Source organism: Derxia gummosa DSM 723, from assembly GCF_000482785.1.
In the GTDB taxonomy this organism is placed as follows: Bacteria; Pseudomonadota; Gammaproteobacteria; order Burkholderiales; family Burkholderiaceae_E; genus Derxia; species Derxia gummosa.
The window spans coordinates 238,417-264,373 of sequence record NZ_AXWS01000008.1; the positions used below are offsets into that span (position 1 = coordinate 238,417).

The following is a 25,957-nucleotide window of genomic DNA, read 5'->3' on the forward strand; positions in this document are numbered from 1 at the left end:
ATGAAACTCATCACCGCCATCGTCAAGCCGTTCAAGCTCGATGAAGTGCGCGAGGCGCTGCAGAAGGCCGGCGTCAACGGCGTGACCGTCACCGAGGTCAAGGGCTTCGGCCGCCAGAAGGGCCACACCGAGATCTACCGTGGCGCCGAGTACGTGGTCGATTTCCTGCCCAAGACCCGCATCGAGGCCGCCGTGGCCGACAACCTCGTCGATGTGGCGGTCGATGCCGTGGTCAAGGCGGCGCACACCGGCAAGATCGGCGACGGCAAGATCTTCGTGACCGACATCGAGCAGGTGATCCGCATCCGCACCGGCGAGACCGGCGAGGGCGCGCTCTGAGCGATGCAGGGCCGGCCACCGTCCGTCGCAAGGCGGAGGGTGGTTGAGCCGGTCCCGAGGGATCGGCGGGAAAGAAAAAGGCGACGGGGTCGAATCCGTCGCCTTTTTTGTTGGCTGGCCGGAGCGCGGCCCGGTGGTTCAGGCAGGCGTTGCCGTCGATGACGGGGCGGCGGCCTGCGCCGGCGCGGACGGGTCGATCTCGGTCAGGACTCCGTCGCGCACGACCACGAGGCAGGTGCCGGTGCGGGCCGCGAGTTCGCGGGCGCGCTGGGCGGCGCGTTGCATGGCGGTCATGGACAGGCGTAGGTCGTTGTCGCGGGCGGTTTCGATCGGCAGTGGGTTCATGGCTGGTCGTTCCAGTCGAGAAGGATCGGTGAGTCGCCGGCATTGTCGTACAAGGCCCAGGCGTCCACACGGGGTGCGTAAAGCTCGCGGAAATTGCTCAGTCCGGCTTCGAAGCGACGCCGGATCACCGGCTCGGGGATGTGATGACCGCCTTGCCTGACCCGCAGGGCGACACGCGCGACAGCTTCATCCGCACTCGCCAGCGATAGAAAGATGAGCTTCACGCGGTAGTCGGCGGCTCGCCACTGCTCGATCAGACGCAGATAGGCACGGCCTGAAAGCGTCGTCTCGAGGGCAAAGCTCTGCCGCGCGGCGAAGTGCCGGTCCAGCTCGCGGAGCATGAGCCGGCCTGCTTGGATGGCTGCCTGTTCAGGAGCGAAAGGCGACAGCCCGGCGGCAATCAGGTCCGCATTCACGAAGACCGGACAGCCCGCTTCGTTCGGCAGGAACTCGCGGGCGAAGGTCGTTTTTCCGGCACCGTTGGGGCCGGCGATGATGATGGCGCGGGGAGGCGTGGCCATGCGTATGTCCTGGTCGGGATCGACGATCGGTCGTCCTCCAGACTAGCCGAGTGTTTGCCGCCCGCGCGGCGCCCCGGCCTCAGTCGCCGTCGAGCTCGATCCCCAGCCGCTTCATCCGCCGGTACAGCGTGTTGCGGCTCACGCCCTGCATCTTCGCCACGCGCGTGAGGTTCCAGCGCTGCTCGGTGATGAGGTCGAGCAGGGCGGCGCGGTCTTCGGCGTCGGCGGCGGCTTCGGCCAGCGGCAGTTGCGCGCGGGCGCGGGCGGCCGAGAAGGGCGTGGTGCGCAACGCCGGCAGATGCTCCACATCCACGAGATTGCCGTCGCACAGTGCGGCGGCGGCGCGCAGCACATGGCGCATCTGGCGCAGGTTGCCGGGCCAGGGATGGTTCATGAGCAGCATCTCGGCGGCGGGCGTGAGCAGCACCGGCGCGCCTGCTTCCTCGGCGAGGATGCGGTCGATGAGTTCGCGGCGGTCGGCGCGCTCGCGCAGCGGCGGCAGCACGATCTCGACGCCGTTGAGCCGGTAGTACAGGTCTTCGCGGAAGCTGCCTTCCTCCACCAGCGCGCCCAGCTCGCGGTGGCTCGCGCTCACGAGCTGGAAATTGACGGGGATCGACTCCTCGCTGCCGAGTGGCGTGACGCGGCGCTCGTCCAGCACGCGCAGCAGCCGGGCCTGGAGCGCGAGCGGCATGTCGCCGATCTCGTCGAGGAAGAGCGTGCCGCCGTTGGCCTGGAGGATCTTGCCGCGCCGGCCGCCCCGATCGGCGCCGGTGAAGGCGCCGCCGCGATAGCCGAACAGCTCGCTCTCGATCAGTCCCTCGGGCAGCCCCGCGCAATTGATGGCGATGAAGGCCCGGCCCGCCGCCGAACTGCCCGCGTGCACGCCGCGCGCGAACACTTCCTTGCCGGCGCCGGTTTCGCCGCGCAGCAGCAGCGGCGTGCCGCGCGAGATCACGCGTAGCGCGGTGCGCAGCTGGGCGGCGATGACGGGATCGCAGGCTTCGCGGTCGGGTTCGTTGGCGGCGTCGGGGCGCGGGTGGGCGAGGCAGAGGGCTGGGCTCATCGGCATCCGTGTTGTGTTGGGCGGTCCGGCGCGGGTGACGGCGGGACCGCGAAGGCGCGGCGTGGGCGGCGGCGTGCGCCGACGGCCCGCCGCGCGGAGGGCAGGGCGATTGTCGGCGGCCGTCGCGGCGCGCGAAATCGTCCTGCGTGAGTAAGCCTTTGGGGGTAGCGCTCGTCGGCGAGCTGCACGAATGCTTATGCAGTGCTTGAGAATTGGCGCATCTGTCGCGGCCTTCCGCCGCGCTTCCCAGGATGCGTCCATGTCCGCCAATCCCGTTCGCCTGCCCGAGGGCGGCCCCCGTCGCCACCGCGCGCTGCCCGATCTCCATGCGCTCGAAGCCTTCGTCACCGTCTGCGAGGCGGGGTCGATGGCGCTCGCCGCGCAACGCCTCGGCGTGAGCCAGAGCGCCGTGAGCCAGCTCGTGAAGGCGCTCGAAATCGAATGCGGCACCCAGCTGTTCGACCGCGAGGTAAGGCCCGCGCGCCCCACGCACGCCGGCCGCTCGCTGCTCGACCGCGCGAGCGCGCTGCTCGAACAGGCGCGCGCACTCGTCGAGCAGGTGCGCGCGAGCGCGCGCCAGGACCACGCCCAGATCCGCCTCGGCTGCGTCGACAGCTTTGCCGCCACGGTCGGCCCGGCGCTGATCCGCGCGCTCGCGGGTTCGGCGCGCCAGCTGCAACTGTGGTCGGGCCTGACGCCGGGCTTGTCGGCGCAGCTCCAGGCGCGCGAACTCGACCTCGTGATCTGTACCGACACGCGCCTGGACGACACTCGCATCAGCCAGCGGCTGCTGTTCTCGGAAGCCTTCGTCGCGGTGTTCCCGCGCGGCGTGCTGCCGGGCACGGACGTCGACGCGGCGGACGGCCCGGGCGCTGGCAATGCCGACGCCGCGCCGGCCGGGCAGGGCGCCGCGCCGTCCTCGCAAGGCGCCGCGCCCGTCGCGCTGCGCGACCTCACCCGCCTCGCCGGCGACCTCCCGCTCATCCGCTACACCGCGCGCTCGGTCATGGGCCAGCAGGTCGACCGCTTCCTGCGCCATGCGCGCATCGACGCGCCGCGCCGCTTCGAATTCGACGCCACCGACCCGATGCTCAGCCTCGTCTCGGCCGGCCTCGGCTGGGCCATCAGCACGCCGCTCTGCCTGTGGCAGTCGCGCCAGTACCTCGACAGCGTGAGCGTCGTGCCGCTGCCGCCCACGCGGCTCGGCCAGCGCGACTTCTTCCTGCTCGCGCGCGACGCCGAATGGGCCGGCCTCGACGAGGAGGTGATGCGCGTCGCCCGCAGCGTGCTCAGCCGCGAGACCGCGCCCGCCATCCGCCGCGCCATGCCCGCGCTGCCCGCCGACGCCATCACCTGGCCCGAGGCCGGCTGAAAGCGCTTTCAACTCCCTTGCCGTCCCACGCCATGACGACCCTCGACACGCCCATCTACTCGCTCAAGCGCGGCACGCGCCCGCTGCTCATCTCCATCCCCCACCTCGGCACCCGCATTCCGGACGAGGTGCGCGCCCAGCTCACCGACGAAGGCCCGATCGTCGCCGATACCGACTGGCATCTCGACACGCTCTACGCCTTCGCCGAGGCGATGGGCGCCAGCATCCTCGGCGCCAAGGTCTCGCGCTACGCGATCGACCTCAACCGCCCGGCCGACGGCCAGAGCCTCTATCCGGGCCAGACCACCACCGGCCTGTGCCCGACCGAAACCTTCAAGGGCGTGCACCTGTACCCCGCCGGCAAGGAGCCCGACGCCGCCGAAACCGCGCGCCGTCTCGACGCCTACTGGAAGCCCTATCACGGCGCATTGCAGGATGAGCTTTCACGCCTGAAGGCCGAGCACGGCCAGGTCGTGCTGTGGGAGGCGCATTCGATCGCCTCGATCCTGCCGCGCCTGTTCGACGGCAAGCTGCCCGACTTCAACTTCGGCACCGCCGACGGCAGGAGTTGCGGCGCCGGCGTGATCGGCGCGGTGCTCGCGGCGCTCGACGGCACGCCCTTCACGCATGTGCACAACGGCCGCTTCAAGGGCGGCCACATCACGCGCGCCTACGGCAACCCGTCCGAAGGCGTGCACGCGATCCAGCTGGAGATGTGCCAGTGCATCTACATGGACGAGGAAGTGCCGTTCGGATACCGGCCCGACCTCGCCGTGAAGGTGCAGCCCTGGCTCGAAAGGATGCTCGCCGCCGCGCTCGGCGCGCTGCCCGCCTGACGCATCGCCGCCCGCCTGCGCCAGCGTCGGAGGTCATGCATATGCGTGACTCTGGCCGGTAAGCGTTCCGGTCATCGGTGATTTGCCCGCGCGCCGCGTTGTTTACGGTTTCAGACGACCAAGAAACCATAAAACGCGGACGAGACATGAACGAACCGGTCCTCAGGCTGGATGACTGCCAGGTGCTCGTGGTGGACGACAGCAGCGTCGCGCGCCAAGTGTGCGAATGCCTGTTGCGCGAGATCGGCCTCAAGCGCGTGACCTGCGTGGGACGCATGTCCGACGCGCGCGCCGCCGTCGAGCGCAACCGCTACGACATCGTCCTGTGCGACTACCACTTCGAGAACGAGCACGGCACCGGCCAGGACCTGCTCGAAGACTGGCGCCGCACCCGGGCGCTCTCGTTCATGGCGGTGTTCATCATGATCACCGGCGAGTCCAAGTACCAGCGCGTCGCCGAGGCGATCGAGACCGCGCTCGACGACTACCTGCTCAAGCCCTTCACCGCCAACACGCTGTCCGAGCGCATCGTCGTCGCCTACCGGCGCAAGGTCGCGCTCGCGCCGATCTATCTCGCCATCGAGCGGCGCGACTACGCCAGGGGCATCGAGCTGTGCGAGGCGATGCTCGCCGTGCCCGGCCCCTACCGCCTCTACGCCGCGCGGCTGTGCGTCGAGCTGTACATCAAGCTCGGCCGCATCGATGACGCGCGCCGCCTGCTCGACGAGGTCTGCCGCAGCCAGGCACTGCCCTGGGCGCGGCTCGGGCTGGTCGCGCTCGACATCGAGGACGGCGACAGCCAGCGCGCGCGCCGCGTGCTCGAAAGCCTGGTGGCCGAGCATCCCGAGTTCGTCGATGCCTACGACGTGCTGGCGCGCGCGATGTTCGAGCAGGGCGACATCGCCGGCGCCACCGCCACGATGCGCCGCGCCGTCGACATCACGCCGAGCAACGCGGCGCGCCTGCAGAAGCTCGGCTGGCTGGCCTTCCTCGCCGACGACACCGCCGCCGCGCGCGAGGCGCTCGGCACCGCCCTGCGCGCCGGCAACCGCTCGCGCAACTTCGACTGGCATTCGCTCGTGCTGCTGATGTTCGTGCTCTACGACACCGGCGACCTGCGCGAGATGCGCCGCGTGCGCGAGCAATGGCAGCGGCTGTTCCGCAGCCATGCCGAGAGCGTGCGGCTGCGCCGGCTCGACCGCACCATCGAAACCATCCACGCCTTCGCCAATCGCCAGTTCTCCGCCGGCGTCGCGCAGCTGCGCGAACTGGCCGAGCTGCTGCGCCGGCCCGAGGCCGACTTCGAGTTCGCCTGCGACATCGCGGCGCTGATCGCGCGCGTGACGACCACCGAGATCGTGCTGCCCGACGCGCCGCGCTGGATCGAGCTGATCGGCTTCCGCTTCTGCGCCACGCGTTCCACCACCGAGGCGCTTGCCGCGCTGGTGCGCCGCCACGAGAGCCATGTGCGCGCCATCCGAGGCACACACGCCACCATCGCCAAGCGCTGCCAGGACGCGATGGCCCATCTCGTGACCGGCTCGCCGCTGAAGACCGTCGAGCAGCTCTACGACTGCGCGCGCCGCACGCTCAACAGCAAGCCGCTGTCGATGGCGCGGCTCGTCGCCGCCAGGCACCGCGATTCCGACGAGGCGGTCGCCAGGCTCGACGCCGAGATCGAGAAGTTCCAGTTCCGCCATTGCCCGCCGGGGCCGCGCATCGACCTCGGCCTCACCACGCACACGCGCAAGGTGGTGGCCGGCACGGTGATCGACAACTGAAGGTTGCGGCGACGCCACGCGCGGCGAGGCTGGCTCTTCAGTAGGTGAACTGCCGCGCCGTAATGCGGAGCTGGGCGGGCCGTCTTCTGCCCGCCTCCCGACCTGACCGTCGCCCTCGGCCGCATCGAGCGCCTGGCGCCCGACGCGGACATCGAGGCGACGCCCCACTCAACCGAGGCAGTCATCGCCGGCACCGCAAGGATCCAGTCCATGAAGCCCAGCCCGCTCCGGTCGACCGTCGCCGGCGCCCCGCACCGCCTTGCCGAATCGGCGCTGCTGTTCCCGCTGCTGACCTTGATGGTGCTCGGGATCATCTGGGTTGGCGTGCTGCGGCTGACGGCCAACGAGATGGCCGCCGCCGACCGCGCAGCCGCGCTGCTCGCCCGCGAGCTGAGCGAGACCTGCGAGGCCCAAGTGCTGGGCGCGCTGCACGAGATCGACCAGACGCTCAAGCTCGTCAAGTACGCCCACGAGACCGGCAGCCGGCTGCGCGAGCTCGACTCGCTCGAAGCGCGCGCGCTGCTGCCGCAGGACCCGCGCTTCACCGTCAGCCTGATCGACCGCGACGGCCGGGTGCTGGCCGGCACGCGCGACCCGTCCGGGGCGGGGCGCGTCGATGCGGCCGAACTGCGGGCCGCGCGCGCGATCGACGCGATGGTGGTCGGTCTGCCGCGCCCGGCCTCCGACGACCCGGCGGCGCCCGGCGCGACGCTGCGCTTCTCGCGCCGGCTCGACGCGGGCGACGGCAGTTTCGACGGCATCGCCACGGTGACGGTCGACGCTGCCTATTTCACCGCCGGCTACGACGCCGCCCGCCTCGGCGAGCATGGCGTGCTGGCGCTGCTCGGCCGCGACGGCGTGTTCCGCGCGCGCCGCAGCGGCGCGGTCGTCACCACCGGCGACCGCACCGATTACGCCGCCCTGCGCGCCCGCCTGCCCGACGACGGTGCCGCCCTGAGCACGCCCTGGGACGGCGTGCGCCGCCACGCCCGCATGCGCGAGCTGCCCGGCTTTCCGCTCGCCGTCATCGCCGGCGTGGCCGACGATGAACAGTTCGCCGCCGCGCGCGCCAAGCGGCGCACCTTCGTGCTGCGCGCGAGCGCCGCGAGCGCCGTGGTCATCTGCGTGTTCGGCCTGCTCGGCCGGCTCAGCCACGCACTCGCGCGCAGCCGCCGCCGCGCGGTGGAGGAGCACATTGCCCACGCCCGGCGCGTCGAATACCTCGCCTATCACGACAGCCTCACCGGCCTGCCCAACCGCAGTCTGTTCAGCAAGCTGCTCGGCCAGGGCATCGCCGAGGCGCGCGAGCACGAGCGTCAGCTCGCCGTGCTGTTTCTCGACCTCGACCATTTCAAGCAGATCAACGACACCCTCGGCCACGATGCCGGCGACGATCTGCTCAAGGAGGTGGCGCTGCGCCTGCGCGCCTGCCTCGGCGAGGGCGACACCGTCGCGCGCCTCGGCGGCGACGAGTTCGTCGTGCTGCTGCCCGCCACCGCCAGCGACGCGCGCATCACCGATGTGGCCGAGGCCATCCTCACCGCCGTGGCGCGGCCCTTCATGCTCATCGGCCAGGAGTTCCGCATCTCGGCCAGCGTGGGCGCGGCGCGCTATCCGCTCGACGGGCTGGACGAACAGTCGCTCACCAAGCATGCCGACAGCGCCATGTACCAGGCCAAGGAAGACGGCAAGAACAACTTCCAGTTCTATTCCGAAACCCGCAGCGCCAATGCGCTGCAAAGGCTTTCACTCGAAGCCAGCCTGCGCCGCGCGCTGGAGCGCGACGAGTTCGCGCTGCACTACCAGGCCAAGCGCGACGCCGTGACCGGCCAGCTCACGGGCATGGAGGCGCTGCTGCGCTGGGAGCATCCCGACCTCGGCAGCATCGGCCCGATGCAGTTCCTGCCGGTGGCGGAGGAGTCGGGTCTCATCGTGCCGATCGGCCGCTGGGTGCTGCGGACCGCCTGCGCCCAGGGCATGGCCTGGCAGAAGCAGGGGCTGCCGGCGCTGCCCGTCGCCATCAACCTGACGGCGCGCCAGTTCTTCGACCCGCGGCTCATCGGCGAACTGAGCGCCGCGCTGACCGTGACCGGCCTCGCGCCCGAGTTGCTGGAGCTGGAAGTGGCCGAGAGCCTGCTCATGAACGATGTCGAGCGCAGCGTCGGCATCCTGACCCACCTGCGATTGCTGGGCGTGCGCATCGCCATCGACGACTTCGGCGTGGGCTATTCGTCGCTGTCGGCGCTGCGCCAGTTCCCGATCGACAGCATCAAGATCGACCGCTCGTTCATGCGCGACGCCGGCAGCGTGCCCGAGGCGCGCGCGCTGACCGAAGCCATCATCGGCATGGGCCGCACGCTCAGCATGAGCGTCGTGGCCCAGGGCATCGAGACCGAGGCCCAGGCCGACTACCTGCGCGCCAACGGCTGCAACGAGTTCCAGGGGTACTACGTGAGCCGGCCGCTGGCGGCGGGGGAGTTCGAGCAGGTGCTGCGGGGGGATTTGGCGGGGCAGGGAGGTGGGCTGGCTGCGCCGGCATCGTCGGCCGTGGCCTGAGCCGACCTCCGGGCCAGTGCTGGCCGGTCGCGCCCGCGTGACGGCGCGTCAGCCTTCCTGCGCCTGCGGATAAACGATCACCGACAGAAACTTGATCGGAAACCGGTGCAGCTTCTCCGGCCCGTGCGGCACCGTCCCCTGAAACGTCAGTGAATCCCCCGGCTCCAGCAGATAGGTCTGCTGGCCGCAGCGGTACTCCAGTTCGCCCTCCAGCATGTAGATGAACTCCGACCCCGGGTGATGGAAGGTCGGGTAGCGCTGCGAGTCGTCGTCCATCGTGATGAGGAAGGGCTCGAACAGCTTGGTCGGCCCGGTGTCGTAGCTCAGCAGGTGATAGGTGTGGCCGCTCTTGGTGCCGCGCCTCACCACTTCCATCCCCGCGCCCTTCTTGATGTGCTGGGCCGACGCGCCCACCGCGTCATAACGGCTGAACAGCATCGCCATCGACACCCCGAGCGCGCGCGCGATGCGCGCGAGCGTGTCGAGGCTGGCCGTGGTCTGCCCGGTCTCGATCTTCGACAGCATCCCCCGGCTCACGCCCGTCTGCTCCGACAGCTGGGCGATCGTCAGCTCATGCCGCTTGCGCAGTTCGCGGATGGCGGCGCCCACGTCGTTTTCGAGCGAGGGCGAATGGGTGTCGGGCAGCTTGTCCATGCGGGCGGGTTCTTTCAGCGGATCGGCGGATCAGTGTAAGCGGGACTGAAGTTGATGTTCATGGGATGAACACTTGTTGCCTATATGGAAACATGAACGTATTGTCCGGGTCGAGGCAGATCGACATGCGCTGCCGTACTTCCCCCACCCCATCCGGCCCTGAGGACCTGCTTCGATGCAAACCCCGTCAGATTCCGCCGTGCCCAACGGCACCCTGGTTCAGATCCCGCGTTTCGAGACCGCCGACGAAGCCAAGGCCTGGTTCGGCGCCCGCGGCATCGCCTATGTGCTCGCGCAATTCGTCGACATCCACGGCGTGGCCAAGGCCAAGGCCGTGCCCGTCGCGCACCTCGAATCGGTGCTGACCGCCGGCGCCGGCTTTGCCGGTTTCGCCCTGTGGGGCATGGGTCTGGAGCCGCACGGCCCCGACTTCATGGCCGTCGGCGATCTGAAGACGATGGTGCCGGTGCCCTGGCAGCCGGGCCTCGCGCGCATCGTCTGCGAAGGCCATGTGAATGGCGAACCCTGGCATTGCGACACCCGCGTCACGGCGCGCAAGCAGCTCGACCGCCTCGCGGCCAAGGGTTGGACGCTGTACACCGGCCTGGAGCCCGAGTTCTCGCTGCTCAAGCGCAACTCGGTCAGCGGCAAGCTCGAAGCCTGCGACCCGACCGACACGCTGCCCAAGCCCTGCTACGACTACAAGGGCCTGTCGCGCACCCGCGGCTTTCTGGAAAAGCTGTCGAACTGCCTGCGCGCGGTCGGCATGGACGTCTATCAGATCGACCACGAAGACGCGAACGGCCAGTTCGAGATCAACTACACCTACACCGACGCGCTCACGTCCTGCGACCACTACGTCTTCTTCAAGATGGCCGCGAGCGAGATCGCCCACGAGTTCGGCTACATCTGCTCGTTCATGCCCAAGCCCTTCGCGAACCTGCCGGGCAATGGCATGCACATGCACCTGAGCATCGGCGACGGCAAGCGCAACCTGTTCCAGGACAAGAACGATCCGCGCGGCCTGGAGCTGTCGGAGCTGGCCTATCACTTCCTCGGCGGCCTGCTGGCCCACGCCCCGGCGCTCGCCGCGATCTGCACGCCGACGGTCAACTCGTACAAGCGCCTCGTGGTCGGCCGCAGCCTGACGGGCGCGACCTGGGCGCCGGCCTACATCAGCTACGGCGACAACAACCGCTCCAGCATGATCCGCATCCCCAAGGGCCGGCTCGAACTGCGCCTGCCGGACGGCTCGTGCAACCCCTACCTCGCGACCGCCGCCGTGGTAGCCGCCGGCCTCGACGGCGTCGAACGCAAGCTCGATCCGGGCGCGCCGCGCAACGTCAACCTGTACCAGTGGACCGAAGCCCAGCTCAAGGAAGCCGGCATCGGCCTGCTGCCGCAGAACCTCAATGCCGCGCTCGATGCCTTCGAAGGCGATGAAGTCATCCGCGGCGCCCTCGGCCCCGTGGGCGAGGAATTCCTCAAGCTCAAGCGCATGGAATGGATCGAGTACATGCGCCACGTCTCCGACTGGGAGATCAAGAGCTACCTCGAGTTTTTCTGAAGGAACGACACCATGTGTGGAATCGTTGGATTGCTGGTGAAGAAGCCGGCGCTGCGCGAGCAGCTCGGCGCCCTGATGGTGCCGATGCTCATCGGCATGACCGAGCGCGGTCCGGACTCGGCCGGTCTCGCCGTCTTCACCGACCCGCTGGCCGATGCCAAGCGCAAGCTGAGCGTGTATTCGGGCCTGACCGAAGCCGGCAGCGACTATGACTGGAAGGCGCTGCTCGGCGCCGTGCAAGCGATTGCAGGCGACGCCAGCATCGAGATCAAGGCCAACCACGCGGTCTTCACCTTCACCGGCGCCGCCGCGCCCGTGAACGCCGCCGTCAAGGGCTTCGACAGCAAGCTGCACGTGCTGTCGGCCGGCCGCAGCATCGAGCTGTACAAGGACATCGGCACGCCGGCCGAGGTTGCCGACCGTTATTCGTTCAGCAAGCTCACGGGCAGCCATCTGGTCGGTCACACCCGCATGGCGACCGAATCGGCCGTCACGCCCGACCGTGCCCACCCGTTCACCGCCGGCGAGGACTTCTGCCTGGTGCACAACGGCTCGCTGAGCAACCCCAACGGCATCCGCCGCAAGCTGGAGCCGCTCGGCATCCACTTCGACACCGACAACGACACCGAGGCGGCCTGCCGCTTCCTCGAATGGCGCCTGCGTGAGGGCGACGAGCTGAAGGTCGCGCTGCAGAAGGGCTTCGAGGAGCTGGACGGCTTCTACACCTTCCTGATGGGCACCAGCACCGAACTCGCGCTCATCCGCGACCCGTTCGCCTGCAAGCCCGCCGTCGTGGCCGAGACCGACGACTACGTCGCGATCGCTTCCGAATTCCGTTCCCTTGCCCACCTGCCGGGCGTCAAGGACGCCAAGGTCTTCGAACCCGCGCCCGAGGAGATGTACGTATGGAAAGCCTGACCTTCGACCTGGCGTCGTCGCCGGTCACCGAACTCAACACCTATCTGCACAAGCGCGCGGCCGCCGAAGGCGTGCGCAAGGTGACGGTCAACAACCCGGATGGCGCGCACAACATCGCGGTCGGCCTCGACACCGACGTTGAAGTGACGATCAAGGGCCACGCGGGCTACTACGCCGGCGGCATGAACAAGACCGCGACGGTCGTCATCGAAGGCAGCGCCGGCACCGGCGTGGCCGAGAACATGATGAGCGGCAAGGTCCACGTGAAAGGCTTTGCATCGAACGGCGCCGGCGCCTCGGCCCACGGTGGCCTGCTCGTGATCGATGGTGACGCGGGCCTGCGCTGCGCGATCTCGCTCAAGGGCGGCGACATCGTCGTCGGCGGCTCGGTCGGCAGCTTCTCGGCCTTCATGGCCCAGGCCGGCCGCTTCGTGATCTGCGGCGACGCGGGCGACGCGCTCGGCGACTCGCTGTACGAAGCCGTCATCTACGTGAAGGGCGCGGTCAAGTCGCTCGGCGCCGACGCGCGCTACGAAGACATGACCGATGCCGACATCGCCGCCGTGACCGGCCTGCTCGCCGACGCCGGCATGGCCGGCAAGCACGACGCGCGCGACTTCCGCCGCATCGCCTCGGCGCGCAGCCTCTACCACTGGAACGCTGACGCGAACCAGGAATACTGATCAGACCCCGGAGCACATCGCATGGACAGCAAGCCGGTTCATTTCAAGAAGATCTCGCGCGAGGAATCCTGGGGTTACGACCGCAAGACGCTCGACTACATCCAGCACGCCTCGGCCACGGGCCTGTATGAGATCCGCGGCCTCGGCGCGAAGCGCAAGGTCCCGCATTTCGACGACCTGGTGTTCCTGGGCGCCTCGATGTCGCGCTACCCGCTCGAGGGCTACCGCGAGAAGTGCACGACCAAGACCGTGCTCGGCACGCGCTTCGCCAAGAAGCCGATCGAGCTCGACATCCCGATCACCGTCGCGGGCATGAGCTTCGGCGCGCTGTCGGCCAACGTGAAGGAAGCCCTCGGCCGCGCCGCGACGGAACTCGGCACCAGCACGACCACCGGTGACGGCGGCATGACGAAGGAAGAGCGCGAGTCGTCGAAGACGCTCGTCTACCAGTGCCTGCCCTCGCGCTACGGCTTCAACCCCGACGACGTGCGCCGCGCCGACGCGATCGAGGTGGTGATCGGCCAGGGCGCCAAGCCGGGCGGCGGCGGCATGCTGCTGGGCCAGAAGGTCAACCCGCGCGTCGCCAAGATGCGCACGCTGCCCCAGGGCGTGGACCAGCGCTCGGCCTGCCGCCACCCCGACTGGACCGGTCCGGACGATCTGCTCATCAAGATCAACGAGCTGCGCGAGATCACCGACTGGGAAAAGCCGATCTACGTGAAGGTCGGCGCGACGCGCACCTTCCATGACGTGAAGCTCGCGGTGCACGCCGGTGCCGACGTGGTGGTGGTGGACGGCATGCAGGGCGGCACGGCCGCGACGCAGACCTGCTTCATCGAGCACGTCGGCATCCCGACGCTGGCGGCGGTGCGTTCGGCCGTCGATGCGCTCGAAGACCTGAACATGAAGGGCAAGGTCCAGCTCATCGTCTCGGGCGGCATCCGCACCGGCGCCGACGTGGCGAAAGCGCTTGCAATGGGCGCCGACGCGGTGGCGATCGGCCAGGGCGTGCTCATGGCCCTCGGCTGCAACAGCGACACCTACGTCAACAACGGCCAGCATCTGTCGGCTCTCGGCGAGTACGAGGCGCTGGGCACGCAGCCGGGCTTCTGCCACCACTGCCACACCGGCAAGTGCCCGGTCGGCGTGACGACGCAGGACGCGATCCTCGAACAGCGTCTCGAACCCCTCGTCGGCGCCAAGCGCCTGAAGAACTACTTCAAGACGATGAACATGGAGCTGACCACGATCGCGCGCGCCTGCGGCAAGCAGAACGTGCATCACCTGGAGCGCGAGGACCTCGTCGCGCTGACGGTCGAGGCGGCCGCGATGGCCCGTCTGCCGCTCGCCGGCACCGACTGGATTCCGGGCTTCGGCGGCTACTGAGCCGCCGCGACCGGGGCGGTTGGCGCGGCTTGCCCGCCGGCCGCGAGATCCGTGTCATGCGATGACGCCGGGCGATCCGCCCGGCACGACGACGCCGCTCCCGGCTTGCGCCCGGAGCGGCGTCGTCTTTTCCGGCCCTGCGCGGCTGGCGGGGCGATCAGCGATCGGCGTCGAAGTGCAGCCTCAGCCTGATCGGCAGGCGGCGCGGCGGCGGCTCGAACGGCGCGGCCGCGCGCACGGCCGCGAGGGCGCGCTCGTCCAGCGCGGGATGGCCGCCGCTGCTGACCAGCCTGAGCGAGCCGGGGTCGAGTTCGCCGCTCGGCAGCACCACGAAGCTCACCAGCGGTTCGCCGTGAACGCCGGCCTGACGCGCCTCGTCGGGATAGCTCAGATGGCTTGCGATCTCGCGGTTGAGCTTGCCCAGGTAGCGCTGAAGCCGGTCGGCCTCGGTTTCCTGGGGGACGCTCGACTGCGCCATCTGCGTGTTGTCGGCGTCGCCGACGGGCTTGGCGGCGGGGGCGGGCGGTGCCGATTGCGCGGCCGTCTCGGTCGGCGTCACGACCGGGCTGTCGGCCTGGGTCGTGGTGGCCTTGACCGGCGTGGGCGGCTGCGCCGCGTCGTGCGGCTGGGGCTTGCTGCGCTCGACCGGATGTGGCGTGTTCGCGGGCTGGGGCGGTCTGGGCTGGGCCTGCTCGCCCTGGCGCTTTTCCTCGATCTGCGTCTGGCTGAGCAGGTTCATGAGGTCGATGGCAGCCGTGACCGGCGGCGGGGCCGGCGCGATGAACTGCATGCCGGCCACGACCCAGCCCACCGCGAGCAGGCCATGCAGCGCGAGCGACAGGCCGAGCGCGCGCTGGGCGCCGGCGCGCACCGGCGGCAGGCCGGGGACGCCGCGGCTGGCGGCGGACAGCGGCGCGCGGGCGGCGCCAAGCCCCTGCGGGGATGCAAGCGTGTTCATGATTTTCCGGCCTCCGTCTGGACCGCCACCTTGGCAAAGCCGAGCTGCTTGAGCAGGTCGGCCACGTCGATGAAGCGCTGCAACTGCACCGAGCGGTCGGCGCGCAGCACCACGGGGGTGTCGCGCGCCAGTGGTTCGAGCGCGGCGCGCAGGGCTTCGGGACTGGTTGCCGCGCCCTTCCAGAACACGGTGCCGGCGGCGTCGATCTCGATGGTCTCGTTCGGCTTGCCATCGGGCTGCGAGGCGCTGGCCTTGGGCAGGTTCACCGGGATGCGGCCGCTCGCGATGAAGCTCGAGGTGGTGAGCACGATCGTCAGCAGCACCAGCATGATGTCGATGAACGGCACCATGTTCAGGCTCTCAAACGTCTTTTCGCGCATGGGCGATCTCCCATTGAAGCAGCAGGACGTTCGCGCGCCGCAGCAGCGCGTTGTAGAGCGCGACCGCGACCAGCGCGACAACGAGGCCGATCGCGGTGGCCTTCAGCGCGAGCGCGAGGCCGCTCATGATCTGGCCCGTGTCGATGGCGCCGCCTTCGCCCATGCGCGCGAAGGTGAGCATGATCCCGAGCACCGTGCCGAGCAGGCCGAGGTAGGGCGCGTTGCTCGCCACCGAGGCGATCACGAACAGCCGGCCGGTCAGCGCGAGTTCGAGCACCTTGCCGTCGCCGACCGCGCCCACGTCGACGCGCCGGTAGTACATCGCGCGCTCGATGCCGATGGCCACCACGATGATGCTCAGCAGCGCGAGCAGCCCGATCACGCCGTAGTCGATTGCGCCGGATATCCAGTCGCCATGCATGCATTTCTCCTTGGAAGGGCGGAAGTCGGAGCCGAGCCGGAGCGCGGCGCGGTGGCGGTCCGGCGAGGGCAGGCCCGCCGCACGGACCGGACGCCGAGCGTCATGACTTCCGAAATATAAAAGTCTAATTGCGGTAGCCCGGGGTGCAATCAATGTGCCACTCGCCATTGCGGACAGGTAACGACGGCTTCCGGCAGAGGTGGCCATGCGCCCCGCATGAAGGCGGGCTGCCCTCTGGCAACCAGAGCGAATCGCGACCGCGTCAGCTTCGATCGGCGGTCGTGTCGCGCTTCCCGGCAACGTCCAGCGTGCGAGTCGAATCCGTCTGACAGCCTTCCGTCCGGGACTTGCCCACCCCTCGCTGTATTGAAAATGACATTTCGTATGTCCGGATGTTCACAAAGCCGACAGCTTGTTTCGGACGAGTCCGCCGGTTTGCCGGCATGACTTGCTTCCCGGCCCTGGATTTCGATCGGGTTTGCCAGGTCGGCGAAATAGCCGAATGAATATGTCGCGTGGCAGGCCGCGCCCGGAGACGACCGCCGCGCAGCTGCCTTGCAGGGAGGCGACTGGCAGGTCGCAATCGCGAAGGAGAGCGTGGGATCGGGCAATGCGGGCACGGTCCTCGCAATGGGGCCGGCCGCCATTTCCCAACGATTGCTGTCAGGAGAATTCGATGCCCCGCCGCGCGGCCCCGCCCATTTCGCTTCCGGTCCTGCGCCGACTGAGTGCCGCGCTCGCGGCGCTGGCCCTGCCGCCACTCGCGCTTGCCGCGCCAAGCGGCGGCGAGGTCGTGCTCGGCAGCGCGACGATCAGCCGGTCGGGCACGGCCACGACGATCGACCAGTCGAGCGCGCGCGCCGTCATCGACTGGCGGAGCTTCGGCATCGCGAGTGGCGAGCAGGTGAACTTCGTCCAGCCCGACCGCAGCGCGATCGCGCTCAACCGCGTGATCGGCAACGAGCGCAGCGTGATCGACGGCGTGCTGCGGGCGAACGGCCAGGTCTTTCTCGTCAATTCCAACGGCGTGCTGTTCGGCGCCGGCAGCAGCGTCAGCGCGGCCGGCATCGTGGCCAGCACGCTCGACATCTCGAACACCGATTTCATCGCCGGGCGCCAGGTCTTCGCCGGCGGCGGCGGAGCGGTGGAGAACGACGGCCGCATCAGCGTGCCCGAGGGCGGCTATGTGGCCCTGCTCGGCGGCGCGGTGCGCAACGGCGGCGGCATCGAGGCGCCGAAGGGCATGGCCGCGCTCGCGGCCGGCAATCGCGTGACGCTCACGTTTGCCGGCGACTCGCTGCTCGGGCTGAGCCTCGACGCCGGCGGTCTCGCGGCGCTGGTCGAGAACGGCGGCGCCATCGTGGCCGACGGCGGCCGCATCCTGCTGACCGCGCGCGGCGCCGACGAACTGGCCGGCGCCCAGGTCAACACCACCGGCCTGCTGCGCGCGCGCACGATCGACGACCTGAAAGGCGGGATCGTCGTGCTGGCCGAGGGCGGCGGCGCGCATGTGGCCGGCACGCTCGACGCGTCGGCGCCGGCGGTCGGCGACGGCGGCTTCATCGAGACCTCGGGCCGCAAGGTGGGCTTCGCCGACGACGTGGTCATCACGACCGCCGCCGCCTCGGGCCGCACGGGCCGGCTGCTCATCGACCCCGACGGCTTCACGATCGGCAGCGGCGGCGACATCGGCGCGGGCCTGCTCTCGACCCTGCTCGCGAGCAACGACATCGACATCGAATCGACGATGGGTTCGGGCAGCGACGGCAACCTGCGCGTGAACGAGGCGGTGAGCTGGTCGGCCGGCACCCGGCTCGGCCTGAAGGCGACGCACGACATCCTCGTCAACGCGCCAATCACCGCGACCGGCGCGGGCGCCGGCCTCACGCTCGACTACGGCGGCGACTACAAGCTCGCCGGCGGCGCGAGCGTGACGCTGTCGGGTGCCGGCGCGAGCCTCGCGATCAACGGAACGCAGTACCAGCTCGTCCACGGCCTGGCCGAGCTGGCCGCGCTCGACGACAACGACGAGTACGCGGCCAACGGCCATTACGCGCTCGCGCAGGACATCGACGCCTCGGGCGCGACCCATCCCACCTCGGTGCTCGGCACGCTCGGCGGCACGCTCGCGGGCATGGGGCACACGGTCGACGGGCTCAGGATCGTCGCCGACGACCTCGTCAACTACGCCTATGGCGTGGGGCTTGTCGGCATCGCCTCGAACGGCTCGGTCATCCGCGACATCGGCGTGACCAATGCCGATGTCACCGGCTATTCCTGGGTCGGCGCGCTGGTCGGCATGAATCGCGGCAGCGTGAGCAATGCCTGGGCGAGCGGGCAGGTGACGGGCAACTACGTGACCGGCGGGCTGGTCGGCTTCAACCTCGGGAGCATCGCGGCGTCGCATTCGAGCGCGAGCGTGACCGGCGGGACGCTCGACCCGGGCTTCGGCAGCATCGGCGGGCTGGTGGGGCGCAGCACCAACGGCACGATCAGCGACTCGTGGGCAAGCGGCAAGGTGACGGTGGTCAGCAGCAACGTGAACGTGAGCGCGATGGCCATCGGCGGCCTCGTCGGCGACGTGATCCGCGGCAGCATCGTCGACAGCCACGCCACCGGCGACGTGACGGTGCCGGTGCAGACCAATGCCGCCGGCGGTCTGGTCGGCATGCTGAGCTACGCCAGCATCTCGGGCTCGTACGCGACCGGCGACGTGACGGGCGGCGGCTGGTACCTCGGCGGCCTCGTGGCCCAGATGTACGGCGCGGCGAGCATCAGCGATTCCTGGGCGTCGGGCGATGTGGTGAGCAGCAATCTGCTCAGCCTCCATTCCTTCGGCGGCTATGGCCGCGCCGGCGGTCTGGTGGGCGCCACCAGTGCGGAAAGCAGCGTGACCGGCTCCCACGCGACCGGCATGGTGAGCGGCCTGGCCGATGCGCTCGGCGGGCTGGTGGGCGAGAACTACGGCGCGATCACCGGCTCCTACGCGACCGGCGCGGTGATCGGCAACCCGGGCAGCGCGACGGGCGGGCTGGCGGGCGCCAATTACGAAGGCGGCAGCATCACCGGCTCGCATGCCACCGGCGACGTCACCGGCGGCCTGTACGCGGGCGGACTGGCGGGCAGCAACGCCGGGCGCATCGCCGACTCGTACGCGTCGGGCAACGTGAACGGCAAGCTGGCCGGCGGGCTGGCCGGGCTGAACCTGGGCGTGATCGATGGCTCGAACGCGACCGGCTCGGTCACGTCCGAGGACGGCACGGGCGGGCTGGTGGGCAGCAACAGCTTCACGTCCAACAGCGTCGAATATACCGGCACGATCACCGACAGCAGCTACCGCGACGTGGCGGCCGAGCATGCCGAGCAGCTGCGCCAGGAAGAGGCCGCGCGCGAGCGGCAGGTGCTGCGTCAGCGCGGCGACGCGGCCGGCGCGGCGGCGGGCAGCATCCAGCGCGAGACGGCGCGTGCCTCGGCGCAGGCGGCGTCGGCGGCCTCGGCGCCGTCAGCCATGCCGCAGCGCGCCCCGGCGCTGACCGAGATGCTCACCGTGCTGGAGCGCTCGCGCTATTCGGCCGGCGTGCGCAGCATCGAGCTGGATGAAGGCGGGGAGCGCAAGGCGCAGGAGGGTGCGGCGCGCTGAGGCGATGGCGACGCGCCGCGGCGCCGGGTGGGGCGCGTCGAGACACAGCGACGTCGGCACGGAGCGGGTGGCCGCCCCGCCCCGCCTCAGCCGCGCAGCGAATCCACCGTCGCATGCGCCGCGAGCCAGTCGGCGCGGCGCGTGAACAGCGCCGGTGCAAGCGCATTCACGCGGCCGATCAGCTCGGGCAGGTCGGCGGTGAGCAGCACGCCGTCCTCGGCCACGACGCGGCCGGCGACCATCGTCAGCGCCACATCGCCGCCGCGCACCGCGTGCACGAGGTTGTGGTGCAGGTTCATGAGCGGCCCGTCGGTGACGAGCGGCGTCATGCGCGGCGTGTCGGTGCGCACGGCGATCAGGTCGGCCTGCTTGCCGGCTTCGAGCGAACCGATGTCGGCATCGAGCCCGAGCGCCCGCGCGCCGCCGATCGTCGCCATGCCCAGCACGTCCCAGGCGTCGAGCGCGCCGGCATCGAGCGCGGTGAGCTTGGCGAGCAGCGAGGCGACCTTCATCTCCTCGAACAGGTCGAGGTTGTTGTTCTCCTTCTCGCCGTCGCTGCCGAGGCCGACGGCCACGCCGGCCGCGAGCAGCTTCGTCACCGGCGCCGCGCCGCTCGCGAGCTTCATGTTGCTGACCGGGTTGTGCGCGATGCCCACCTTGCGCTCGGCCAGCAGCGCGATCTCGTCATCGTCGAGCCAGACGCCGTGGGCGAGCAGCACGCGCGGCGCGTCGAGCAGGCCGAGGGCTTCCATCGCGCGCAGCGGCCGCTTGCCGAAGCGGCGCAGGCTTTCTTCCACGTCGAAGCGGCTTTCGTTGCTGTGCGTGTGCAGGCCGGTGCCGTGGTCGCGCGCGAGCGCCACCGCGCGCGCCCAGGCGTCGGGCGTGAAATAGAACAGGTGCTCCATGCCGACCCACACGCTGATGCGTCCGCCCGCCGCGCCATGCCAGCGCGCGAGGCAGGCGGCATTGCTCGCCAGCGTCTCGAAGTAGTCGTGCTCGGGATGCTCGGCCGCGTAGGGCACGAGCACCGCGCGCAAGCCGAGCGCCTCGGCCGCGCGGCCGCTGCCGTCCATGTGGCGCCACATGTCGAGCACGGTGGTGGTGCCGGCGAGCAGCGATTCGGCATAGCAGAGCCAGCTCGCGGCCTCGGCGTCCTCTGGCGTGAGCACGCGGTGCATCGGGTCGATGAACCGGCGCAGCCATTCCCACACCGGCAGCCCCTCGGCGGTGCCGCGCAGCAGGCCCGAATGACTGTGGGTGTTGACGAGGCCGGGCATGAGCAGCCGGCCGGGCAGGCGGCGCACGGCGGCATCGGGATGGGCGGCAAGCAGATCGGACGCCGGGCCGACGGCGAGGATGCGGCCGTCGTCGCCCACGACGACGGCGCCGTCGCGGATGACCGGGTTGCCGGGCGTCATGGGCAGGACGAGGTCGGCGTGGAGGAGCTGGTTGGGCATGGGAAGGCCTCGGGCGGAACGGGTGCGGGAAGCGGGGCGGGCGGAGTCGTCGCGCGCCCCGAAGCGAGGCCCGGCGGCCGCGCGGAGCTGGCTCGGTCCGCCGTCGGGCCGTCGTCGTGCAACTGGCGGGCCAGCAGTTCGTGCAGCTTGGCGCGCAGCAGGTTCTTGTCCGGCAATTGCGTCTGGTCAGTGCCCCGCCGCGACGTGGAGGATCGCCATGCGCTGCGCCAGCTGCGCGAGCCGCCGATCCAGCGTCCACAGCTCGGCACCCGGGGTGATGAGCGTCGAGGCGAGGAGCGTCAGGTCGATCAGTCCGCAGCCGAGTCCGAAGAGCTGTTCGCGTTCGATGAAGTCGATCACTTCGTCGAGGCTGGCGCGCCTTGCCTGCGCGAGGTTGCGAAGGTCGGTCAGCGTGCGCGCGCGCTGCGGCGGCGTGCCGCAGGCAAGTTCGCCGATGACGAGGGGATGGATCAGTACCCGGTCGGCCGCGAGCAGGCTCTGAAGCTCGGCGGAGGGAAGACGGAAATGGGCGACCCAGACCGAGGTGTCCACCAGCACCGGCTTCATTCGCCGCCGTCGCGCTGGCGCGGGATGTCGGGCATTTCGGGCGCCGTGCCGCCCAGGGCCGCGAGGCGCTTGGCGGCCTGAACCCGGACGAAGGTCCTGATGGCTTCGCGGAAGAGATCGGCCTTGTCCATGTCGGGGTCGGCGACTTCAAGCGCTCGTTCGTAGAGCGCGTCGTCGATGGTCACGGTGGTTCGCATGAAGGCTCCTTGCATCACGACTGGTGCGAGAACGCATCCATTCTGGCGCCGATACGGGAGGCCGGAAAGCTTGGCGCTTCTGCGTCGGTCAGGGCTTTCGACGGAGGTTCCTCAGCGGGGCCGTTTGCGACAGGCGTCGGAGCAGTACCTCACCTCCGCCCAGTTCTTTGCCCAGGCATGCCGCCATGTCATGGGGCGGCCGCAGGCCACGCAGGGCTTGGTCGGCAGCGCCTGCTTGTTGCCGCGAAAGCCGCGCTTCGGCTCGCTCATCGTCGCCACGCGCGCGATTCAGGGGCGATGCGGCAATCGCTGCTCGCCATGCCATTGCCGTTCACGGCTCTCACGCCTTCGGCAGCGGATGCAGACACCCCTGTCCACCGCTCACCTGCAACACCTGCCCGGTGATGTGCGCAGCCGCGTCGCTCAGCAGGAAGGCGATCGTCGCCGCGACCTCGGCCGGCTCGCCGATGCGCCCGGTCGGGATCAGCGCGGCGCTGCGCGCCTCGGCGGCGGGCGTGGCGATGAAGCGCTGCGTGAGCGTCGAGCGCGTGAGGCCGGGCGCGACCACGTTCACGCGCACGCCCTTGTCGGCATAGCTCGCGGCGGTGCCGAGCGCGAGCGCCGCCACCGCCGCCTTGGCCGCGCCGATCGCCTCGTGATTGGCGAAACCGCCATGCGCCACCACCGAACTCACGAGCACCGCCGCGAGCGGATGCGGCCGCTTGATCGCGTCGGTCACGCAGGCCTTGAGCACGGTGAAGGCCGTGGTCGCGTTGATCTCGAACTGCTCGCGCCAGTCGGCTTCCTGCGTCAGATGCAGCGGCCGCACGACCGTGCTGCCGACGCAATGCGCGAGCCGCGTCACCGGGCGGCCCGCCTCGGCAGCGGCGGCGAAGGCGGCCTGGAGCGCGGGCAGGGCGGTGGCGGAATCGCGCAGGTCGAGCGCGAGCGCGCTGCCGCCGGTTGTGGCCGCGAGCGCGTCGAGCTTCGCCGCGTCGCGCGCGACGAGCAGCAGTGGCCGGCCTTCCGCCGCGAGTTGCGCGGCAAGCGCGCCGCCGATGGCGCCCGTGGCGCCGGTGATGAGCGTGGTCATGGCCTTTCCCCCCGTGCGGACCGAAAGGCCGGCACGCACCGCGCGCGCCGGCCCCGCGCTCAGGGACCGGCCCGGCCGGCGCGAGTTCCGCCCGCCCGGCCGCGCGTGCGCCGGGCGTCGCGCGGCGAGGCGCCAGCGTGAACAACGCCGGAGTGCCGCGGGGCCCGCACTGCGCGCGCCGATACCCCTCGCGCCATCCCTACGGGAATCCGTCCGCCCGTCCGGGCACGCATCCGGGAATCCGTCCGCCGCGTCGCGCGGCCTCGCGCAAAGTCACGAAAAATCAGCCACTTGCGAAGGCGACGGAAACCCGCCAGGGCTGGAACGCCGCATGCAAATACAGCAGCGTCCCCGGCGGCGCGGCAGCGCCAGCAGCACAGCCCGCCCCGGCCCGGAACCCCACCGCAGCCCCACCGCAGTCCAACGAAGGAAAGCCCTCGATGCATCCGATCTTCCGCTCGCTCGTTCTCGCGCTCGGCCTCGTCGCCGCCGGCAGCGCCGTCGCGCAGGACGTGCCGCCCACGCTCAAGCGCATCGCCGACACCGGCACCATCAGCCTCGGGCACCGCGAATCGTCGATCCCGTTCTCGTACTACGACGACAACCAGCAGGTCATCGGCTACTCGCAGGAAATCATGCTCAGGGTGGCCGACGCGGTGAAGGCCGAGCTCAAGCTGCCGGCGCTCAACATCAAGCTCGTGCCCGTCACCTCGCAGAACCGCATCCCGCTGGTGCAGAACGGCACCGTCGATCTCGAATGCGGCTCGACCTCCAACACCGTCGAGCGCGCGCGCCAGGTGAGCTTCACCAACAGCATCTTCGTGGTCGGCACCCGCCTCATGACCAAGAAGACTTCGGGCATCAACGACTTCCCGGACCTCGCGGGCAAGAACGTGGTGGTCACGGCCGGCACGACCTCGGAGCGCCTCCTGCGCCGCTACAACGAGGAAAAGGGCCTGAAGATGAACATCATCTCGGCCAAGGACCACGGCGAATCCTTCCTCACGCTCGAAACCGGCCGCGCCGTCGCCTTCATGATGGACGACGCCCTGCTGTACGGCGAACGCGCCAAGGCCAAGCGCCCGGACGAGTGGACCGTCGTGGGCACGCCGATGTCGCAGGAAGCCTATGGCTGCATGCTGCGCAAGGACGACGCCGCCTTCAAGAAGGTGGTGGACGCCGCGATCGCGAAGATCATGACCTCGGGCGAGGCCGCGAAGATCTATGACAAGTGGTTCAACAAGCCCATCCCGCCCAAGGGCCTGAACCTCGCGTGGCCGCCGTCGGACGCGGTGCAGCACCTGTTCAAGAACCCGAACGACAAGCCCTTCGAATAAGCGCAGCACGCCCCGGCCGTGCATCGCGCGGCCGGACTCCCACACCGCCCATCCCATCAGGAGTCCGTCATGTTCAAGTCCTTCGCCCGCGCCTGCGCGGTCGGTCTGATAGCGCTTGCAAGCCTGGCCGCGCAGGCTGGCGAGCTGCCCCAGGTCGTCATCGTCGCCACCGGCGGCACCATTGCCGGCGCGGGTGCGTCGGCCGTCAACAGCGCGAGCTACCAGGCCGCCAAGGTGCCGGTGGACAAGCTGCTCGCCAGCGTGCCCGAACTCAACACCGTCGCCCGCGTGCGCGGCGAGCAGGCCTTCCAGATTGCCTCGGAAAGCTTCACCAACGAGCATCTGCTGACGCTCGGCCGCAAGGTGGCCGAACTCGTTGCCAAGCCCGACGTGGACGGCGTGGTCGTCACCCACGGCACCGACACGCTCGAAGAAACCGCCTTCTTCCTGAACCTCACGATCCACACCGACAAGCCGATCGTCGTCGTGGGCTCGATGCGGCCGGGCACGGCGCTGTCGGCCGACGGCGCGCTCAACCTCTACGACGCCGTGGCGGTGGCCGGCGAGCCGACCGCGCGCGCCAAGGGCGTGCTCGTGGTGATGGACGACTGCATCTGGTCGGGCCGCGACGTGGCCAAGACCATCAACATCCGCACCGACGCCTTCCAGAGCCCCTGGGGCCCGCTGGGCATGATCGTCGAGGGCAAGAGCTACTGGTTCCGCGCGCCGGTCAAGCGCCACACCAGCAACTCCGAGTTCGACATCGCCAACCTCACCACGCTGCCGCGCGTCGATGTCGGCTACGGCAGCGGCAACGCCAATGGCGATGCCTTCAAGGCCTTCGCTGCCGCCGGTGCAAAGGCTGTCATCAACGCCGGCACGGGCAACGGCTCGGTGTCGAAGGAGGTGGTGCCGACGCTGCAGGAACTCACCGCCAGGGGCGTGACCGTGGTGCGCTCGTCGCGCGTGACAGGCGGCGGCTTCGTGATCCGCAATGCCGAGCAGCCCGACGACAAGTACGGCTGGGTCGCGGCGCATGACCTAAATCCGCAGAAGGCCCGCATCCTCACGATGCTCGGCCTGACGGTCACGAACGATCCGGCGCAACTCCAGCGCATGTTCTGGGAGTACTGATCCCATGGCCTACCAGTGGAACTGGGGCGTCTTCGCCCTCGAGTCCGCCACCGGCGACGGTGCCAGCTATGCCGGCTGGCTCGTCTCCGGGCTGGAGACGACGGTGGTGCTGTCGCTCGCCGCGTGGACCCTGGCCCTCGTCGTCGGCACGACGATGGGCGTGCTGCGCACCCTGCCGTCGCCGTGGGCGCGGCGCGTGGGCACGAGCTATGTCGAGCTGCTGCGCAACGTGCCGCTGCTGGTGCAGCTCTTCATCTGGTACTTCGTGCTGCCCGAGCTGCTGCCCGAAAGTCTCGGCGATGCCTTCAAGCAGACCTCGCCGCTGGCCCAGCAGTTCATCGCGGCCTTCCTGTGCCTGGGCTTCTTCACGGCGGCGCGGGTCGCGGAGCAGGTGCGCGCAGGCATCGAGGCGCTGCCGCGCGGCCAGCGCAACGCGGGCCTGGCGATGGGCTTCACGCTGGCGCAGACCTATCGCCATGTGCTGCTGCCGGTGGCGCTGCGCACCGTCATCCCGCCGCTCACCTCGGAGTTCCTCAATATCTTCAAGAACTCGGCGGTGTGCTCGACGATCGGCCTGCTCGAACTCACGGCGCAGGGCCGACAGCTGGTCGATTACACGGCCCAGCCCTACGAGTCCTTCATCGCGGTGACGCTGGCCTATCTGTGCATCAACGCGGGCGTCATGACGCTGATGCGCTGGGTCGAGGCGCGCAGCCGCATTCCCGGCTTCGCCGGCCACCGCTGAGGAG

At 69.9% G+C, this 25,957-nt stretch carries 25 protein-coding genes; 13 read left to right on the plus strand and 12 right to left on the minus strand.

Going from position 1 to position 25,957, the window contains the following annotated elements; genetic code table 11:
• Complete coding sequence (locus tag H566_RS0107325) at positions 1-339, plus strand: P-II family nitrogen regulator (RefSeq protein WP_028310929.1); 339 nt, start codon at positions 1-3, stop codon at positions 337-339.
• 138 nt (positions 340-477) lie between these two features.
• Here the strand turns inward: H566_RS0107325 and H566_RS0107330 are convergent, their stop codons facing one another.
• The 3 genes from H566_RS0107330 to H566_RS23580 all read right to left on the minus strand — a co-directional run bounded on the left by H566_RS0107330 (position 478) and on the right by H566_RS23580 (position 2,271).
• Positions 478-684 (minus strand): hypothetical protein, encoded by a 207-nt coding sequence (locus H566_RS0107330; RefSeq protein ID WP_028310930.1) that lies wholly within the window; start codon positions 682-684, stop codon positions 478-480.
• Positions 681-1,205 carry an ATPase gene (locus H566_RS0107335; RefSeq protein WP_028310931.1) on the minus strand — a complete coding sequence of 175 codons (525 nt, stop codon included), beginning with the start codon at positions 1,203-1,205 and terminating at the stop codon, positions 681-683. Before H566_RS0107335 ends, H566_RS0107330 begins: the two co-directional genes overlap by 4 nt.
• A 79-nt stretch (positions 1,206-1,284) precedes the next feature.
• Positions 1,285-2,271 carry a sigma-54-dependent Fis family transcriptional regulator gene (locus H566_RS23580; protein WP_425387925.1) on the minus strand — a complete coding sequence of 329 codons (987 nt, stop codon included), beginning with the start codon at positions 2,269-2,271 and terminating at the stop codon, positions 1,285-1,287.
• A gap of 259 nt (positions 2,272-2,530) precedes the next feature.
• On the opposite strand from H566_RS23580, the gene H566_RS0107345 reads away from it, so the two are divergent.
• From H566_RS0107345 to H566_RS30340, 4 genes are all read left to right on the plus strand, one after another.
• Positions 2,531-3,643, plus strand: coding sequence for a LysR family transcriptional regulator (locus tag H566_RS0107345; RefSeq protein WP_051378307.1), 1,113 nt, complete (start codon positions 2,531-2,533; stop codon positions 3,641-3,643).
• Positions 3,644-3,675: 32 nt separating this feature from the next.
• Positions 3,676-4,479: an N-formylglutamate deformylase gene (gene hutG, locus H566_RS0107350; protein ID WP_028310933.1), complete on the plus strand. Its 804-nt coding sequence runs from the start codon at positions 3,676-3,678 to the stop codon at positions 4,477-4,479.
• Between the two features lie 146 nt (positions 4,480-4,625).
• The gene (locus H566_RS23585) at positions 4,626-6,260 is read left to right on the plus strand and encodes a tetratricopeptide repeat protein (RefSeq protein ID WP_051378309.1); all 1,635 of its coding nucleotides are present in this window, start codon (positions 4,626-4,628) and stop codon (positions 6,258-6,260) included.
• A gap of 210 nt (positions 6,261-6,470) precedes the next feature.
• A complete protein-coding gene (locus H566_RS30340) occupies positions 6,471-8,816 on the plus strand; it encodes a putative bifunctional diguanylate cyclase/phosphodiesterase (protein ID WP_211238054.1) in 2,346 nt (781 codons plus the stop codon).
• Between the two features lie 48 nt (positions 8,817-8,864).
• Here the strand turns inward: H566_RS30340 and H566_RS0107365 are convergent, their stop codons facing one another.
• Complete coding sequence (locus H566_RS0107365; RefSeq protein ID WP_028310934.1) at positions 8,865-9,470, minus strand: helix-turn-helix domain-containing protein; 606 nt, start codon at positions 9,468-9,470, stop codon at positions 8,865-8,867.
• A gap of 175 nt (positions 9,471-9,645) precedes the next feature.
• Here H566_RS0107365 and glnT point away from each other — a divergent pair, with 175 nt between their 5' ends.
• Genes glnT through H566_RS0107385 form a run of 4 tightly spaced genes read left to right on the plus strand, consistent with a single transcriptional unit; the run spans position 9,646 to position 14,024 of the window.
• A complete protein-coding gene (gene glnT / locus H566_RS0107370; RefSeq protein ID WP_084544863.1) occupies positions 9,646-11,037 on the plus strand; it encodes a type III glutamate--ammonia ligase in 1,392 nt (463 codons plus the stop codon).
• 12 nt (positions 11,038-11,049) lie between these two features.
• The gene (locus tag H566_RS0107375) at positions 11,050-11,955 is read left to right on the plus strand and encodes a class II glutamine amidotransferase (RefSeq protein WP_028310936.1); all 906 of its coding nucleotides are present in this window, start codon (positions 11,050-11,052) and stop codon (positions 11,953-11,955) included.
• Complete coding sequence (locus H566_RS0107380) at positions 11,943-12,638, plus strand: GltB/FmdC/FwdC-like GXGXG domain-containing protein (protein WP_028310937.1); 696 nt, start codon at positions 11,943-11,945, stop codon at positions 12,636-12,638. The genes H566_RS0107375 and H566_RS0107380 overlap by 13 nt, the downstream gene beginning before the upstream one ends.
• 21 nt (positions 12,639-12,659) lie before the next feature.
• Complete coding sequence (locus H566_RS0107385) at positions 12,660-14,024, plus strand: FMN-binding glutamate synthase family protein (RefSeq protein ID WP_028310938.1); 1,365 nt, start codon at positions 12,660-12,662, stop codon at positions 14,022-14,024.
• A 157-nt stretch (positions 14,025-14,181) separates the two neighbouring features.
• On the opposite strand, the gene H566_RS0107390 is transcribed toward H566_RS0107385, so the two are convergent.
• Genes H566_RS0107390 through exbB form a run of 3 tightly spaced genes read right to left on the minus strand, consistent with a single transcriptional unit; the run spans position 14,182 to position 15,783 of the window.
• Positions 14,182-14,982, minus strand: coding sequence for a TonB family protein (locus tag H566_RS0107390; RefSeq protein ID WP_028310939.1), 801 nt, complete (start codon positions 14,980-14,982; stop codon positions 14,182-14,184).
• Positions 14,979-15,362, minus strand: a complete 384-nt coding sequence (locus H566_RS0107395) for an ExbD/TolR family protein (protein WP_028310940.1) — start codon at positions 15,360-15,362, stop codon at positions 14,979-14,981. Before H566_RS0107395 ends, H566_RS0107390 begins: the two co-directional genes overlap by 4 nt.
• Positions 15,343-15,783 (minus strand): TonB-system energizer ExbB, encoded by a 441-nt coding sequence (gene exbB / locus H566_RS0107400; RefSeq protein ID WP_028310941.1) that lies wholly within the window; start codon positions 15,781-15,783, stop codon positions 15,343-15,345. The genes H566_RS0107395 and exbB overlap by 20 nt, the downstream gene beginning before the upstream one ends.
• 676 nt (positions 15,784-16,459) lie before the next feature.
• Here exbB and H566_RS23595 point away from each other — a divergent pair.
• Complete coding sequence (locus tag H566_RS23595) at positions 16,460-19,423, plus strand: two-partner secretion domain-containing protein (RefSeq protein WP_051378311.1); 2,964 nt, start codon at positions 16,460-16,462, stop codon at positions 19,421-19,423.
• 86 nt (positions 19,424-19,509) lie between these two features.
• Here H566_RS23595 and H566_RS0107410 read toward each other — a convergent pair whose 3' ends face one another.
• The 5 genes from H566_RS0107410 to H566_RS0107425 form a co-directional block, all read right to left on the minus strand.
• The gene (locus tag H566_RS0107410) at positions 19,510-20,880 is read right to left on the minus strand and encodes an amidohydrolase family protein (RefSeq protein WP_028310942.1); all 1,371 of its coding nucleotides are present in this window, start codon (positions 20,878-20,880) and stop codon (positions 19,510-19,512) included.
• A 186-nt stretch (positions 20,881-21,066) separates the two neighbouring features.
• On the minus strand, positions 21,067-21,447 hold the full coding sequence (locus H566_RS0107415) for a type II toxin-antitoxin system VapC family toxin (protein WP_028310943.1): 381 nt from the start codon (positions 21,445-21,447) through the stop codon (positions 21,067-21,069).
• Complete coding sequence (locus H566_RS0107420) at positions 21,444-21,644, minus strand: type II toxin-antitoxin system VapB family antitoxin (protein ID WP_028310944.1); 201 nt, start codon at positions 21,642-21,644, stop codon at positions 21,444-21,446. Before H566_RS0107420 ends, H566_RS0107415 begins: the two co-directional genes overlap by 4 nt.
• 111 nt (positions 21,645-21,755) lie before the next feature.
• Positions 21,756-21,914: a DUF2256 domain-containing protein gene (locus H566_RS28105; protein WP_084544865.1), complete on the minus strand. Its 159-nt coding sequence runs from the start codon at positions 21,912-21,914 to the stop codon at positions 21,756-21,758.
• Positions 21,915-21,984: 70 nt separating this feature from the next.
• Positions 21,985-22,737, minus strand: a complete 753-nt coding sequence (locus H566_RS0107425) for an SDR family NAD(P)-dependent oxidoreductase (protein WP_028310945.1) — start codon at positions 22,735-22,737, stop codon at positions 21,985-21,987.
• A 440-nt stretch (positions 22,738-23,177) separates the two neighbouring features.
• Between H566_RS0107425 and H566_RS0107430 the strand changes: the two genes are divergently transcribed.
• From H566_RS0107430 to H566_RS0107440, 3 genes are all read left to right on the plus strand, one after another.
• Positions 23,178-24,074 (plus strand): glutamate/aspartate ABC transporter substrate-binding protein, encoded by an 897-nt coding sequence (locus H566_RS0107430; protein ID WP_028310946.1) that lies wholly within the window; start codon positions 23,178-23,180, stop codon positions 24,072-24,074.
• A gap of 69 nt (positions 24,075-24,143) precedes the next feature.
• The gene (locus H566_RS0107435) at positions 24,144-25,208 is read left to right on the plus strand and encodes a type II asparaginase (RefSeq protein WP_028310947.1); all 1,065 of its coding nucleotides are present in this window, start codon (positions 24,144-24,146) and stop codon (positions 25,206-25,208) included.
• A 4-nt stretch (positions 25,209-25,212) separates the two neighbouring features.
• A complete protein-coding gene (locus H566_RS0107440) occupies positions 25,213-25,953 on the plus strand; it encodes an amino acid ABC transporter permease (protein ID WP_028310948.1) in 741 nt (246 codons plus the stop codon).
• The last annotated feature ends 4 nt before the right edge of the window (positions 25,954-25,957 follow it).